The sequence below is a fragment of the Streptomyces sp. NPDC001920 genome (assembly GCF_053594495.1).
The window spans coordinates 295,050-309,566 of sequence record NZ_JBSFEP010000003.1; the positions used below are offsets into that span (position 1 = coordinate 295,050).

Annotated in this window: 14 protein-coding genes; 9 read left to right on the forward strand and 5 right to left on the reverse strand. The window is 71.9% G+C overall.

Annotated features, from left to right (window positions below; genetic code table 11):
- Positions 1-118: 118 nt before the first annotated feature.
- Positions 119-1,234 (forward strand): LacI family DNA-binding transcriptional regulator, encoded by a 1,116-nt coding sequence (locus ACWCPI_RS06695; RefSeq protein WP_451037043.1) that lies wholly within the window; start codon positions 119-121, stop codon positions 1,232-1,234.
- 199 nt (positions 1,235-1,433) lie between these two features.
- Positions 1,434-2,831, forward strand: coding sequence for an FG-GAP and VCBS repeat-containing protein (locus ACWCPI_RS06700; protein ID WP_451037044.1), 1,398 nt, complete (start codon positions 1,434-1,436; stop codon positions 2,829-2,831).
- A gap of 252 nt (positions 2,832-3,083) precedes the next feature.
- Here ACWCPI_RS06700 and ACWCPI_RS06705 read toward each other — a convergent pair whose 3' ends face one another.
- Positions 3,084-4,253: a class I SAM-dependent methyltransferase gene (locus ACWCPI_RS06705; RefSeq protein WP_451037045.1), complete on the reverse strand. Its 1,170-nt coding sequence runs from the start codon at positions 4,251-4,253 to the stop codon at positions 3,084-3,086.
- A 90-nt stretch (positions 4,254-4,343) separates the two neighbouring features.
- Here ACWCPI_RS06705 and ACWCPI_RS06710 point away from each other — a divergent pair, with 90 nt between their 5' ends.
- The 4 genes from ACWCPI_RS06710 (at position 4,344) to groL (ending at position 8,491) form a co-directional block, all read left to right on the forward strand.
- Positions 4,344-5,363 carry a polysaccharide deacetylase family protein gene (locus ACWCPI_RS06710; protein ID WP_451037046.1) on the forward strand — a complete coding sequence of 340 codons (1,020 nt, stop codon included), beginning with the start codon at positions 4,344-4,346 and terminating at the stop codon, positions 5,361-5,363.
- Positions 5,360-6,208, forward strand: coding sequence for a polysaccharide deacetylase family protein (locus ACWCPI_RS06715; protein ID WP_451037047.1), 849 nt, complete (start codon positions 5,360-5,362; stop codon positions 6,206-6,208). The genes ACWCPI_RS06710 and ACWCPI_RS06715 overlap by 4 nt, the downstream gene beginning before the upstream one ends.
- A 235-nt stretch (positions 6,209-6,443) precedes the next feature.
- Positions 6,444-6,752 (forward strand): co-chaperone GroES, encoded by a 309-nt coding sequence (gene groES, locus ACWCPI_RS06720; protein ID WP_003998759.1) that lies wholly within the window; start codon positions 6,444-6,446, stop codon positions 6,750-6,752.
- A gap of 119 nt (positions 6,753-6,871) precedes the next feature.
- Positions 6,872-8,491, forward strand: a complete 1,620-nt coding sequence (gene groL / locus ACWCPI_RS06725; protein WP_451037048.1) for a chaperonin GroEL — start codon at positions 6,872-6,874, stop codon at positions 8,489-8,491.
- A 63-nt stretch (positions 8,492-8,554) separates the two neighbouring features.
- Here groL and ACWCPI_RS06730 read toward each other — a convergent pair whose 3' ends face one another.
- The 3 genes from ACWCPI_RS06730 to ACWCPI_RS06740 form a co-directional block, all read right to left on the reverse strand.
- On the reverse strand, positions 8,555-9,247 hold the full coding sequence (locus ACWCPI_RS06730) for an ester cyclase (protein ID WP_451037049.1): 693 nt from the start codon (positions 9,245-9,247) through the stop codon (positions 8,555-8,557).
- 147 nt (positions 9,248-9,394) lie between these two features.
- The gene (locus ACWCPI_RS06735) at positions 9,395-10,168 is read right to left on the reverse strand and encodes an SDR family NAD(P)-dependent oxidoreductase (RefSeq protein ID WP_451037050.1); all 774 of its coding nucleotides are present in this window, start codon (positions 10,166-10,168) and stop codon (positions 9,395-9,397) included.
- Positions 10,169-10,440: 272 nt separating this feature from the next.
- Entirely contained in the window at positions 10,441-11,109 is a 669-nt protein-coding gene (locus tag ACWCPI_RS06740) for an MOSC domain-containing protein (protein WP_451037051.1), read from the reverse strand.
- An 80-nt stretch (positions 11,110-11,189) separates the two neighbouring features.
- On the opposite strand from ACWCPI_RS06740, the gene ACWCPI_RS06745 reads away from it, so the two are divergent.
- Complete coding sequence (locus ACWCPI_RS06745; protein ID WP_451037052.1) at positions 11,190-12,092, forward strand: LysR family transcriptional regulator; 903 nt, start codon at positions 11,190-11,192, stop codon at positions 12,090-12,092.
- A 49-nt stretch (positions 12,093-12,141) separates the two neighbouring features.
- On the opposite strand, the gene ACWCPI_RS06750 is transcribed toward ACWCPI_RS06745, so the two are convergent.
- Positions 12,142-12,471 (reverse strand): WhiB family transcriptional regulator, encoded by a 330-nt coding sequence (locus tag ACWCPI_RS06750; protein WP_451037053.1) that lies wholly within the window; start codon positions 12,469-12,471, stop codon positions 12,142-12,144.
- 380 nt (positions 12,472-12,851) lie between these two features.
- Between ACWCPI_RS06750 and ACWCPI_RS06755 the strand changes: the two genes are divergently transcribed.
- Both ACWCPI_RS06755 and ACWCPI_RS06760 read left to right on the forward strand, forming a co-directional pair.
- A complete protein-coding gene (locus ACWCPI_RS06755) occupies positions 12,852-13,463 on the forward strand; it encodes a response regulator transcription factor (protein ID WP_003948568.1) in 612 nt (203 codons plus the stop codon).
- Positions 13,464-13,767: 304 nt separating this feature from the next.
- Positions 13,768-14,355 carry a sigma-70 family RNA polymerase sigma factor gene (locus ACWCPI_RS06760; protein WP_003998749.1) on the forward strand — a complete coding sequence of 196 codons (588 nt, stop codon included), beginning with the start codon at positions 13,768-13,770 and terminating at the stop codon, positions 14,353-14,355.
- Positions 14,356-14,517: the final 162 nt, after the last annotated feature.

The following is a 14,517-nucleotide window of genomic DNA, read 5'->3' on the forward strand; positions in this document are numbered from 1 at the left end:
ACTCCTGTCGGGGCGAAGGGGCCTCGCGAATGTTTCGTTGTTCACCTCGAATGTTCCGGGAACCTAGGTGCGGCGAGAAGGGTTCGTCAAGGGGGCACGCAGGGATACGATCGCCGCCATGACAGCCCGTGAGCCCGCTGAAAGCCGGACGACACCGTCGGAAACCCGGACGACAAGGTCGCAAACCCGGACGACCACGACGACGGCGCCCGCGACCGGCCGGTCCGCGCAGACCGCGACGCTCGCCGAGATCGCCCGCGAGGCCGGCGTCTCCGCGCCGACTGTTTCGAAGGTCCTCAACGGCCGCGCCGACGTCGCCCCGGCCACCCGCAGCCGGGTCGAGGAACTCCTGCGCGCCCACGGCTACCGGCGCCGCCGCGCCGAGGCCGGCCGCTCGCCCCTGATCGACCTGGTCTTCCACGAACTGGAGAGCGCGTGGGCGATGGAGGTCATCCGGGGGGTGGAGAACGTGGCCCGCGACGCCGGGCTGAGCGTGGTGCTGAGCGAGAGCGCCGGGCGGCTCACACCCGGCCGGACCTGGGCCGACCAGGTCGCCGCCCGCCGCCCGCACGGCGTGGTCCTCGTGCTCTCCGGCCTCGACGAGTCCCAGCGCGCCCTGCTCACCAGCCGGTCGATCCCGTTCGTGGTGATGGACCCGGCGGGCGACCCGGGCGCCGACGTGGCGTCGATCGGGGCGACCAACTGGCAGGGCGGGCTCGCCGCCACCCGGCACCTGGTCGAGCTGGGGCACCGCAGGATCGGCGCGATCACCGGACCGTCCCGGATGATGTGCAGCCGCGCCCGCGTCGACGGCTACCGGGCCGCCCTGGAGACGGCCGGGCTCCCGGTCGAGCAGGACCTGGTCCGGCCCGGCGACTTCCACCACGAGACCGGCTACCGGCAGGGCCTGGAGCTGCTGCGCCGCCCGGACCGGCCGACCGCCGTCTTCGCCGGCAACGACCTTCAGGCGCTCGGGCTGTACGAGGCCGCCCGCGAGCTGGGGCTGCGGATCCCGCAGGACCTGAGCGTGGTCGGCTTCGACGACCTGCCGGTCGCGCGCTGGATGGGGCCGCCGCTGACGACCGTACGGCAGCCGCTGACGGAGATGGCGGAGGCGGCGGCGAAGCTGGTGCTGACCCTCGCGCGGGAGGACGGGACGCCGACGAACACGCGGGTGGAGCTGGCGACGAGCCTGGTGGTGCGCAGCAGCACGGGAGCCCCACCGGCGGCCTGAGGGGGGACGGGCGCACTCCACGGCCGGGCGTTCTCCGGCCCCGCGAGTGCGCCGAAGCCAATCGGTTGTCGAGTCGAAAGTTTCGACGATGTGCCGGTGATGCTCTGAAGAGGGGTTCCGTCGAGCCGCCGGTACAACTTCTGAGGGCGGTGGTGAGTCTGTTGCGTCGACCGTGTCGACGTGACCAGGGGGTCTCCCGGTGTTCTTGCTGAAGTCGTCCATCCGTTGGGCAGTTCCGGCCGTCGCGGGCGTGCTCGCCCTCGGTGGACTGTCTGCCGGTTACGCAGGCCACGCCGAGGCCGCGACCGCACCGCCTGTACGCGACGACTTCAACCAGGACGGCTACCAGGACCTCGCCGTCGGAGCCCTGCACGGGACCGTCGGCGGACAGCCCGGAGCGGGCTTCGTCACCGTGATGTACGGCGGCCCGCACGGACTGTCGGCCGGCCGGAGCACCGTCATCAGCCGTGCCACGAGCGGTGTGCCGGGCAGCCCGGTCAAGAACCAGGAGTTCGGGGCACAGCTCGCCAAGGGCGACCTGAACGGCGACCGCTATGCCGACCTGGTCATCGGGTTCGTCTCCGGGCCCGGCGACGCGGTGATCGTCTGGGGCGGACCGCAGGGCCTGACCGGTGCCGGCAGCGCCGCGATCGACGCCAACCGGACCACGACCGGCGACTTCGACGGCGACGGCAAGCTGGACCTGGCCGTCTTCCGCACCGGCCAGGCACCGGGCGACGACCCCGTCGGCACCACGGCCGGCGTCTGGACGGGGCCGTTCACCCGCACGGGCACTCCCGCCCGCACCGCGCCCCTGGACCCCGAGCACCTCCGGTACGTCGACGTCAAGGACGGCGCGGTCGGTGACGTCGACGGCGACGGACGCGACGACCTCGCGCTGCGCGCCTACTGCGGCGACGGCGTCTTCGACTGCACCAAGTTCTACCTGTCCTCGGCCGCCGGGCTCACCCCTGCCACCGCCCCCGACGGGGAGGGCGACGTGGCCCTGGGCGACGTCAACGGCGACGGCTGCGACGACCTGCTGGTCGGCTTCCGCCACGCGGAGAAGATCGAGGTCGCGTACGGCTCGCCGTCCGGTCTCACGCCCTCCGGCACCTGGATGTCGTACAGCCAGGACACCCCGGGCGTCCCGGGCACGTCGGAGAGCGGTGACCACTTCGGTTCCGCCCTCGCCGTCGGTGACATCACCGGCGACGGCATCGACGACGTGGCGGTCGGGGCACCCGGCGAGGGGCTCGGCGAGGCCGGTGCCGCGGGCGTCGTCGACGTCCTGCGCGGCAGCCGCACCGGGCTGACGGGGACGGGCGCCCAGGCGTTCACCCAGAACACCGCCGGAGTGCCGGGCACCGCGGAACCCGGGGACACGTTCGGCAACGCCGTCCGGATCCTCGACATCAACGGCAACGGCTACGCGGACCTCGCCGCCGCGGCGAAGGGCGAGGACACCGACAACGGGGCGGTGTGGCTGCTGCGGGGGAGGCCGGCGGGCATCGTGACGGACGCGGCACTGGTGTTCGGGGGCCGGGCGGTCGGGGCGCCCTACGCGAGGTCCGGGTTCGGGTCCGAGGTGGGCTGACGGTTCCGGGCGCCGCACGAACGCCGGGGCCGATGGCCGAGGGGCTGCGACCGTCTCCGGAGATCGTCGACGCGATCGCCGCCGCACCCGCCCGGCGGGACCACCATGTGCCGCCGGGTGCGCGCGGCGACCTCCGGACCGCCTCGGCCGCACGGAGCGGGCGCGGGCGCGGTCCACGCGGGCGGCGGAACCGGCGCGCGTCGAGCGGGAGCGGGCGCCCGCTGCTGCGCCGGGCCGCGCTGCGGTCCTGTGTCAGGCGGGCCGGCCCACCAGCACGGTCGGTGCCCCGGCGACCCGGGTCAGGAAGACGGTCGCCGAGTTCGGCCCCTGCGGCTTGACCTTCCTGCGCAGTTCCTCCGGCTCGACGGCCGACCCCCGCTTCTTCACGGTCAGCGTCCCGACCTCGCGTTCGCGCAGCAGCGCTTTCAACTTCTTCAGGTTGAAGGGCAGTTGGTCGGTGATCTCGTACGCCGTCGCGTACGCCGTCGGGCGCAGCTCGTCCGCCGTGACGTAGGCGATGGTCGCGTCGACGAGGCCGCCGTCCAGCTGGTCGGCGACCTCGGCGACCAGATGCGCCCGGATGACGGCGCCGTCGGGTTCGTACAGGTACCTCCCGACCGGCCGGACCCGGGGGTCGGGAAGCCCCCGGGAGAGCAGCGACCGCGGCCCCGGCAGCAGGGTGGCCCGCACGGCACCGGGCTGCGTCCCGAACCACAGCACCGCCTCCTTCACGTCCCCGCCGTCCGAGATCCACTCGGCCTCGGCCTCGCCGGGGACCGCCTCGTGCGGAATGCCCGGCGCGATCTTCAGCGCGGCCCGCGGGGCCTTCCGGGCCGCCTCCACGGCCCAGGACAGCGGCGGTGAGTACGCCTCCGGGTCGAAGACCCTGCCCCGGCCGCCCCGCCGCGCAGGGTCGACGAACACGGCGTCGTAGCCGGTCGTGTCCACCTCGGTGACATCCGCCTCGCGCACCTCGACCAGTCCGGCGAGACCGAGGGACGCCACGTTCGCCCGCGCCACCGCGGCGGTCACCGGATCCCGGTCCACGGCCAGCACCCGGATCCCGGCCCGGGCCAGGGCGAGTGCGTCACCCCCGATCCCGCAGCACAGATCGGCGACCGAGCCGACCCCCAGCTCCTTCATCCGTCCGGCCCGGTAGGCCGCCACGCTCGCCCGCGTCGACTGCTCGACCCCGTTGGGGGTGAAGAACATCCGCCCGGCGTCCGCCGCCCCGAACTTGGCCACCGCCCGCTGCCGCAGCCGGGCCTGCCCGAGCGCCGCCGACACCAGCTCGGCCGGGTGCTCGCGGCGCAGCCGGGTGGCGACAGCGAGTTCGTCGGCGGGGTCGGTGTCGCGCACGGCATCGAGGAGGGCGTGGCCCTCGGGGGTGAGGAGGCAGGAGAAGGAGGCGAGGTCGTTCACCGGGTCATTGTCGGCCACTTGGTTGACGGATCGCCTCCCGCGGCGGTGTCGGCCGGGGTTCGGGGCGGGTGCCTGCGAAGATCCCGCACCATGCGAGTAGTACTACAAAATGACAAAAGTCGCTCGAATGGGGCGCTTGCGGCACACCGCCGCCGGGCGGTTCGGCGCTCGCGCATCCGCGGCGGCATCACGGCCCTCGCGGTCGCCGCCGTCGCCTCGGGCTGCGCCCCGGTCGAGGGGCGAAGCGCCGGGCCGTCCGGCGCCGGCGCGGGCCCGAGCGGCCGGCCGCTCAAGGCGCCACCCCCGGTCGGCAGCCCCCACCCGCGCTCCGAGCACCCCCACGCCGAGGCCGCGCCCCCCGGGAAGTTCCCGTCCGCCCAGGCCGCCCACGCCGCCCGGGTCGCCGCCGCGAGACGCTGGCGCCTGGCGCGGGTGCCGCTGACGGCTCCGCCGCCGCCCGCCAAGAAGCCGAGGATCACCACCCGCGACGGCTTCGAGGTGACGGGACACGAGGAGCTCGGCCTTCCACCCGTCTTCACCACCGTCCCCACCAAGCAGAAGGTCGTCTTCCTCACCATCGACGACGGTGCCGAGAAGGACCCGGCGTTCCTGCGGATGATGACCGACCTCCAGGTGCCGTACACCGCCTTCCTCAGCGACTACCTGATCAAGGAGGACTACGGCTACTTCGAACGGATGCAGGACGCAGGCGTGGTCCTGAACAACCACACCCTGCACCACCCCTACCTCCCGGCCCTGTCCTACCTCCGCCAGAAGCGTGAGATCTGCGGCATGCAGGAGGTGATCGAGCGGCGCTACGGCAAGCGGCCGGTGCTCTTCCGGCCCCCCTTCGGCAACTACGACCGCGACACGCTGCGCGCCGCGAAGCGATGCGGGATCGAGTACGTCCCCCTGTGGAACGAGGAGGTCTTCGTGGACCGTTGGGACTACCGCGAGTGGGACCGCAGGATCCGGCCGGGTGACATCGTCCTCACGCACTTCCGGGGACGGGACGACTGGAAGGGCACAATGCCCGACATGATCCGCCGATTCCTGAACAAGGTGACGGCCGAGGGGTATGCGGTGGCCCGGCTGGAGGACTACCTGTGAGGTCCGGGCGGGCGCCGAGGCGACGGGCGGGACTGCGGGCGCTGACGGCGGTGGCCGTGGCGGCCGTCCTGCTCACCGGCTGCGACCGGCCGACCGCGACGGTGGGACCCGGCGGAGTGCCGGGCCACAAGGCGGCGCAGGAGGCGCGCTCGGCCAAGGGCCCGACGCCCACGGCGCAGCCGTACCGCCGCTGGGGCCTCACCGCCCCGCTGCCCGCGCCGCCGTCCCCGCCCGCCCGGCAGCAGCCGCCCGGGCGTGACCCGCTGCCCGTCGTGGACCGCGTCGCCACCCGCGACAGGGTCGTGTTCCTCACCTACGACGACGGCGCCGAGAAGGACCCCCGCTTCGTGGACATGGTCCGCGAACTACGGCTGCCGGTCAGCATGTTCCTCACCGACAGCGTGGTCGGCCCCGGCTACGGCCACTTCGCGCGCCTGCGCTCGGTGGGCGCGTCGATGCAGAACCACACCCTCGACCACGCGGCCCTGCGCGGTCTGCCGTACGCCGGCCAGCGCGCCGAGATCTGCGGCCAGCAGAACAAGCTCCGCGCCCGCTTCGGCATCCGCCCCCACCTCTTCCGGCCGCCCTACGGCACGTACGACACCACCACGCTGCGCGCGGCGGCCGGCTGCGGGGTGCGGGCGGTCGTGCTGTGGCGGGCGGCGATGGAGGGCGACGGCGAACTGACGTACGCCGAGGGCCCCGGCCGTCTGCGCGCCGGTGACATCGTGTCCGTCCCGTCCGGGGAGCCGACCGGAATGACGCTGAGGGAGCGGACGACGCGGCTGCTGCGTGCGATCCAGGGACGAGGGCTGACGGTCGGGCGGCTGGAGGACTACCTCTGACGCCGCCGTGCGCCCGCACAGGCGAACGGCGCACGGCAAACTCGGCGCCGCGCCGCGGGCAATTAGCAGTCCGCTTGACCGAGTGCTAATCGCGGTCATAGTCTCGGCTCTGGCACTCCCCCCTGGAGAGTGCCAACTACGCGACGGGCAGGTCCGGCACCCGCGACGACGGATCCACCTGGTCGCCACCTCAGACAGTTAACCCCGTGAGATCTCCGAAGGGGGAGGTCGGATCGTGACGACCACCAGCTCCAAGGTTGCCATCAAGCCGCTTGAGGACCGCATCGTGGTCCAGCCGCTCGACGCCGAGCAGACCACCGCCTCTGGCCTGGTCATCCCGGACACCGCCAAGGAGAAGCCCCAGGAGGGCGTCGTCCTGGCCGTGGGCCCGGGCCGCTTCGAGAACGGCGAGCGCCTGCCGCTCGACGTCAAGACCGGCGACATCGTGCTGTACAGCAAGTACGGCGGCACCGAGGTGAAGTACAACGGCGAGGAGTACCTCGTCCTCTCGGCTCGCGACGTGCTCGCGATCATCGAGAAGTAAGTCACCTCAGCACATTGCTCGACGCTGCGCCCCTGGCCCCCGCGACCACTTGAGAAGCCGGGCGCCCTGGGGCGCAGTGCCTTTTTCACCCACAGATTTCCGAGAGGGCTCCCGCTGTCATGGCGAAGATCCTGAAGTTCGACGAGGACGCCCGTCGCGCCCTCGAGCGCGGCGTCAACAAGCTGGCCGACACGGTCAAGGTGACGATCGGCCCCAAGGGTCGCAACGTCGTCATCGACAAGAAGTTCGGCGCGCCCACCATCACCAACGACGGTGTCACCATCGCCCGTGAGGTCGAGGTCGAGGACCCGTACGAGAACCTCGGCGCCCAGCTGGTGAAGGAGGTGGCGACCAAGACCAACGACATCGCGGGTGACGGTACGACCACCGCCACCGTGCTCGCCCAGGCGCTGGTGCGCGAGGGCCTGAAGAACGTCGCCGCCGGTGCCTCCCCGGCCGCCCTGAAGAAGGGCATCGACGCCGCCGTCAAGGCCGTCTCCGAGGACCTGCTCGCCTCGGCCCGCCCGATCGACGAGAAGTCCGACATCGCCGCCGTCGCCGCGCTGTCCGCCCAGGACCAGCAGGTCGGCGAGCTCATCGCCGAGGCGATGGACAAGGTCGGCAAGGACGGTGTCATCACCGTCGAGGAGTCCAACACCTTCGGTCTGGAGCTGGACTTCACCGAGGGCATGGCCTTCGACAAGGGCTACCTGTCGCCGTACTTCGTGACGGACCAGGAGCGCATGGAGGCCGTCCTGGAGGACCCGTACATCCTCATCAACCAGGGCAAGATCTCCTCCATCGCCGACCTGCTGCCGCTGCTGGAGAAGGTCATCCAGGCCGGCTCCTCCAAGCCGCTGCTGATCATCGCCGAGGACGTCGAGGGCGAGGCCCTGTCGACCCTGGTCGTCAACAAGATCCGCGGCACCTTCAACGCGGTCGCGGTCAAGGCCCCCGGCTTCGGTGACCGCCGCAAGGCGATGCTGCAGGACATGGCGGTCCTCACCGGCGCCACGGTCATCTCCGAGGAGGTCGGCCTCAAGCTCGACCAGGCCGGCCTGGACGTGCTGGGCTCCGCCCGCCGCGTCACGGTCACCAAGGACGACACGACCATCGTCGACGGCGCCGGCAAGTCCGAGGACGTCACGGGCCGCGTCGCCCAGATCAAGGCCGAGATCGAGAACACGGACTCCGACTGGGACCGCGAGAAGCTCCAGGAGCGCCTCGCGAAGCTGGCCGGCGGCGTGTGCGTGATCAAGGTCGGCGCCGCCACCGAGGTGGAGCTGAAGGAGAAGAAGCACCGTCTGGAGGACGCCATCTCCGCGACCCGCGCCGCGGTCGAGGAGGGCATCGTCTCCGGTGGTGGCTCCGCTCTGGTCCACGCCGTGAAGGTCCTGGAGGGCAACCTCGACAAGACCGGCGACGAGGCCACGGGTGTCGCGGTCGTCCGCCGCGCCGCCGTCGAGCCGCTGCGCTGGATCGCCGAGAACGCCGGCCTGGAGGGCTACGTCATCGTCTCCAAGGTCGCCGAGCTGGAGAAGGGCAACGGCTACAACGCCGCCACCGGCGAGTACGGCGACCTGGTCAAGGCCGGCGTCATCGACCCGGTCAAGGTCACCCGCTCCGCCCTGGAGAACGCCGCCTCCATCGCCTCCCTCCTCCTCACGACCGAGACCCTGGTCGTCGAGAAGAAGGAAGAGGAGGAGCCGGCCGCCGCGGGCCACGGCCACGCCCACTGAGGCACGCACCACTCGAAGAAGCCCCCGCTGCCGTGGCAGCGGGGGCTTCTCCCTTCGCGGGCGTCACCCACCGAGTACCCCCAGCTGCTCCAGCAGACCCGCCCGGTCGTAGACCCAGTGGCTCTCGCAGATCCTGCCGTCCCGGAACCGCTGCCAGGTCATGCCCTGCATGCTCACGTCCTGCCCGGTCGCCGGGATCCCCAGGAACTCGCCCTTGTGCCGGGCGACCCAGGTCCAGCGGGTGCACACCTGGTCGTCCTGGGCCATCTGGTCGTCGATCCGGAAGGTGAAGTCGAAGGCGGTACGCCACCCCGCGTACTGCTCGCGCACCCCGGCCACCCCCCGCACGGGCTGCGGGTAGGACGGATCGTTGTCCACGTAGTCGTCGGTCAGGTGCTCCCCGATCCGGTCCGGCGCCATCCTGCCCATCGCCTCGAAGAAGGCCCGCGCGGCCCGGACGTTCAGCTGCTCGTCGCGCACCACGTCCAGATCGGTGAACGTGGGTGCCTCGTCGCAGAGCGCGACCATGTCCTGGAAGATCCGGTCCGTCTCGGGCAGGTGGGAGTTCCGCATCGCCTCCTCGTACGACGGAAACTCCACGATCTCGATGAAGTGCGAGGAATCGGACCGGTCCTTGCCGATGATGTCGTGCGTCGCCGTCCGCTTCCCCTGGGTCTGTTCGACCCACCTGTCCATCAGCCGGTTCATCTCGTCGAAGCGGCTGGTCCTGCAGTCGATGAGCTGCACGAAGGTCATGTCGTCATCGCCTCCCGGGTGCCTGGGTGCGGCTGGACAGCACCATTCTCGCCACTGCGACGGCAAGGCGCCTCTTCGCGCCGTGCCCCGCCGGACACGGCCGGCTCGCGCACACCGCGCGCACCGGTCGGCGCCCGCCGGCTTTCGCTACTGCGGCCCGTACTTGCGCCCCGTCCGGGAAGTGATCCCCCCGAGCACCCCGCGCGGCACCACCTTCACCAGTCCCATCAACGCCTTGTACCGGGGATCCGGGATCGACAACGACTTCCCCCTCGCCAGATCGCCGAGCGCGGCCGCCACGAGCTTGTCCGCGTCCAGCCACATCCAGCCCGGGATGTTGTCCGTCCCCATGCCGGCCCGCTCATGGAACTCGGTCCGCACGAACCCCGGGCACAGCGCCATCAGCCGCACCCCGCTGCCCGCCAGATCCCGCGCCACGCCCTGCGTGAACTGCACGACCCACGCCTTGGACGCGCCGTACGTCCCCCGCGGCACGAAGGCCGCGACCGAGGCGACGTTGACGACACCCCCGCGCCCCCGCTCCCGCATCGCCTCCGTCGCCGCCGACGTCAGACGCAGTACCGCCTCGCAGTGCACCTTGAGCATCTTCAGCTCGTCGGCCATGGAGACATCGAGGAAGCGTCCCTTGTTGCCGAAGCCGGCGTTGTTGATCAGCAGGTCGACGGGGTTCCTGCGATCCCCGAGGCGTGCGGCGACGGCCTCGATGCCGTCGTCCTCCGCCAGGTCGGCCGTGAGCACCTCCGCCTCGATGCCGTGCCGGTCGTGCAGCTCCGTCGCCTGCTCCCGCAGCCGCTTGGTGTCCCGGGCCACCAGGACGAGGTCATGCCCGTCGGCCGCCAGCCGCCTCGCGAACGCGGCGCCGATGCCCGCGGTCGAACCCGTAATCAGTGCCGTTGTCATGGCGCAAGGTTAGTGACCCCGGACTGCCCACCTCCGCTCCCCTGTCGGCTCTCAGCCCGGCCCGTGGCCCGTGTGGGCCGACGGCACAGCCGCGACCCGCCGCCCGGTGCCCGCCCCGCACCGCGCCGACGCCGTCGGGTGGCTCCAACTCGCCCAGTAAGCCGGGGAAGCCGGGCGAGGGCCGCAGCGCACCGGCGATGCTGCGCAGCATCACTCGCTCACCCGCCCGTATCCGCACGGCGGCCGCGGCGCGCTCCCCGGCGGACGTACCGTCAGCCCCCGTACTTCGCCACGTACTTGCGCGCCGCCTCCGCCCACTCGGGATGCAGCGCCTCACCCGCCTCCAGCAGCCGCGGCAGCAAGGCCCGCTCCGTGGTCACCGCCCGGAACTGCAGCGCCACCGTCACCTCGTGGCGAGGGCGATGGACGACCTCTATCGCGTCGCCCGCCCGGACCTCGCCCGGCTCGATCACGCGCAGGTACGCACCCGGCGCGCCCTTCGCCGTGAACCGCTTCACCCACTGCCTCTCACCCAGGTGGCCCTGGAAGGTGGCGCAGGGAATCCGCCCGGAGGTGACCTCCAGCACCACGTCGGGCCCGATCCGCCAGCGCTCGCCGATCAGCGCACCCGAGACGTCCAGGCCCTCCGTGGTGAGGTTCTCGCCGAACTGGCCGTTGGCCAAAGGCCGCCCCAGCTCGCGCTCCCAGTCGTCGAGGTCCTCGCGCGCGACCGCGTACACGGCTTGGTCGTCGCCGCCGTGGTAGCGCGTGCTGCACACGTCGTCCCCGGCCACTCCGCTGGCCCCGACCCCCTTGGGGCCGGGCGCCGCCACCCGTACCGGCCCCTGCGCCGGCCGCTTGTCGATGCCGGTCAGGCCCTCCGGGTGATCGGTGTACGGCACGTGCGTCCGGCGGCCGAGGTTCACAGACAGAAGCTTCATGGCGGCACGGTAGGCGACCCGTAGTCAAAGCGTCCATGCGTTATTCGCTGCGACGCCCAAGGCTCACTTATGCTTGGCGGGTGATCGAGGCTCGTCATCTCCGTGTGCTGCGCGCCGTCGCCGCCACCGGTTCCTTCTCCGCGGCGGGGCGCGAACTGGGCTGCACCCAGCCCGCGGTCAGTCAGCAGATGAAGGCCCTGGAGGCGTCCGTGGGTACGCCGCTGCTGGTCCGCAGCGGGCGTGAGATGCGGCTGACCCAGGCCGGCGAGGCGCTGGTGCGGCACGCCGCCGGGATCCTTGCGGGGCTCACCGCGGCCGAGGAGGAGGTCGCCGCCATCGCGGGCCTGCGGGCGGGCCGCGTGCGCCTCGTCTCCTTCCCCAGCGGCAGCTCCACCCTCGTCCCGACCGCCCTCGCCGCCCTGCGTGCCGCGCACCCGGGCACCCGCGTCTCCCTGGAGGAGGCCGAGCCGCCGAAGTCCGTCGAGATGCTGCGCGAGGGTGACTGCGACGTGGCCCTCGCCTTCCGCTACGAAGGTGCCGCGGGCGCACCGGCAGGTGAGTGGGACGACCTCGTCGTACGCCCGCTGCTGACCGACCGGCTCGTCGCCCTCGTGCCCGAGCGGCACCGGCTGGCACGCGCGCGTGCCGTCGCCATCGAGGACCTCGCGGCCGAGCCTTGGATCGCCGGGTGCCCCCGCTGCCGCGGCCAGTTGATCGAGGTGTGCGAGGGCGCCGGCTTCACGCCCCGCATCGACTTCGCCACCGACGACTACCCGGCGGTCGTCGGCCTGGTCGGCGCCGAACTGGGGGTGGCCGTCCTGCCCCAGCTCGCGGTCGAGTCGGTACGGCCCCGAGGTGCACGCACGGTGACGCTGGAGCCGGCGGTGCGGCGGGAGATCGTCGCCCTCACCCTGCCCGATCTGGCGCAGGTGCCCGCGGTGACGGCGACGCTCGAGCAGCTGGCGCACGCCGCGGCCCGGTAGCGACAAGAAAGGGCACGCGTGTGCGTGCCCCTGTTGCAGAAACGTTCCTTCAATTGTGCGAGGCGGTCTCTCCGCTGGTCGTCGACGCCGAGACCAGCCGGTTGCGGGCCCGTCCCATGAGCTCCTCGCGCTCGTCCTCGGTCAAGCCGCCCCAGACGCCGTACGGCTCGCGTACCGCCAGCGCATGCGCCGCGCACTGCGCGCGTACCGGGCACCTCATGCAGACCTCTTTGGCCGAGTTCTCACGAGCGCTCCGAGCCGCCCCGCGCTCGCCCTCCGGATGGAAGAAGAGCGAGCTGTCCACCCCGCGACAGGCGGCGAGCAACTGCCAGTCCCACAGGTCCGCGTTCGGTCCGGGAAGGCGGGAGAAATCTGCCATTGCGTGACCCCTTGTAGCCGTTCTGGGCGGATACGGTGTTCACGACCGTACATCTACGATCTAAGGAGATGAAAATATGACTCATTGCGAATCTAGCTCCAAACGCCAACAAACGGGAAGAAAAAGGGCTGAATGGGGCATGGGTTGTGATGAAACGTTGTGGGTCCGCCGCGCATGTCTGCCCCGTATCCGCCCCCTCACGTAGAGTGCCGAAGATGGCACACGGCCCCGTAACTCTTTCGAGTGACCGTCGTTGAGAGGGCGAGGCGGTTGAAGCAACAAGCGCTCGGGCAGGCGTCCGAGACGGTCGACCGCACAGGTGACGATTTCGTACCAGCCTGGAGGCTCAAGGTGACGTGCATCAGCTGCGGAGGGCGGCCATGACATCCGTCCTCGTCTGCGACGACTCCCCGCTTGCCCGAGAGGCGCTCCGCCGCGCGGTCGCGACCGTGCCCGGCGTCGAGCGCGTGACGACGGCGGCCAACGGCGAGGAAGTCCTCCGCCGCTGGGGCGCCGACCGCTCGGACCTGATTCTGATGGACGTACGCATGCCCGGTCTGGGCGGCGTCGAGACCGTACGGCGGCTGCTGTCCGCCGACCCCGGTGCGCGCATCATCATGCTCACCGTCGCCGAGGACCTGGACGGCGTGGCCCTCGCGGTCGCCGCCGGTGCCCGCGGCTATCTGCACAAGGACGCCTCGCGCGCCGAGCTGCGCGCCACCGTCACGCAGGCCCTCGCCGACCCCACCTGGCGGCTCGCCCCGCGCCGGCTGCGGTCCGCCGAGATGGGTGCCGCGCCGACGCTCACGGCACGTGAGATCCAGGTGCTGGAGGGCATGAGCCACGGACGCTCCAACGCCGAGATCGGCCGCGAGCTGTTCCTCTCCGAGGACACCGTCAAGACGCACGCCCGACGCCTGTTCAAGAAGCTCGGCGCCTCGGACCGCGCGCACGCGGTGGCGCTCGGCTTCCGGTGGGGCCTGGTCCGGTAGGTGGGCCTCAGCGGGGGCACGGGGATCCCCGCCCGCCGTGTGGTGGGCGGGGCTGCTTTTCGCGGGGCGGTCCGGCGCGTTCACCGCGAGGTGGGCGGGGGCGACGGAGCGGCCCGCCGGGTGCCCGCTGCTCGTTTCGGCGCCGATGCCGCATCCTTGAGATGTGGAGTCTCTCGGGGACGAGTCGGTCGAGCGGAAGGGGAGGGCGCAGGGGATGAGTTCCGGCGCACCTGCTCATAACGCTTCGGTGCACAACATCGGGCGCGATGCCACGGACCGTACGGCCGCAAGGCACCATGGACCGATGCGCGACGACGAGGCGGCCCAAGCCGCAGGAGCGATCGGTGCACTCGTCCACCGCGCCGTGGACGGGGACGAGCAGGCCACGCACGATCTGCTCGCGCATGTCCACCCTCTGGCGCTGCGGTACTGCCGTACCCGGCTGTCGCGCCTCCCGGGTGACGCCCGCCACTTCGTCGAGGACCTCGCCCAGGAGGTCTGTGTCGCCGTCCTGCTCGCGCTGCCGCGCTACAAGGACACCGGCCGCCCCTTCGAGGCGTTCGTCTTCGCCATCGCCGCGCACAAGGTCGCGGACCTGCAGCGGGCGGCGATGCGGCACCCGGGTTCCACGGCGGTCCCCTCGGACGAGATGCCCGAGCGGCCGGACGACTCCCTGGGCCCGGAGGAGCGCGCGCTGCTGAGCAGCGACGCCGAATGGGCCAAGAAACTGCTGGCCAACCTGCCTGAGAACCAGCGGGAGCTGCTCCTGCTGAGGATCGCGGTGGGACTGACCGCCGAAGAGACGGGCCAGATGTTGGGAATGTCACCCGGTGCGGTCCGGGTTGCACAGCACAGGGCGCTCAGCCGCCTGCGCGCCCTGGCCGAGCAGTAGAAGACGATCTTTCCGTCGCGACGGAGCTCTCCGTGGAACGCGACGGCGACAGGCCGTCAAGGCGGTGTACACCGGCGCCACGGGGGGGTCCGGGCATCCGCCACGGCTCCCCGTCCGCCGGTCTCATCTGAACAGGCGCACCCCGGGTTCCGTACGAACATA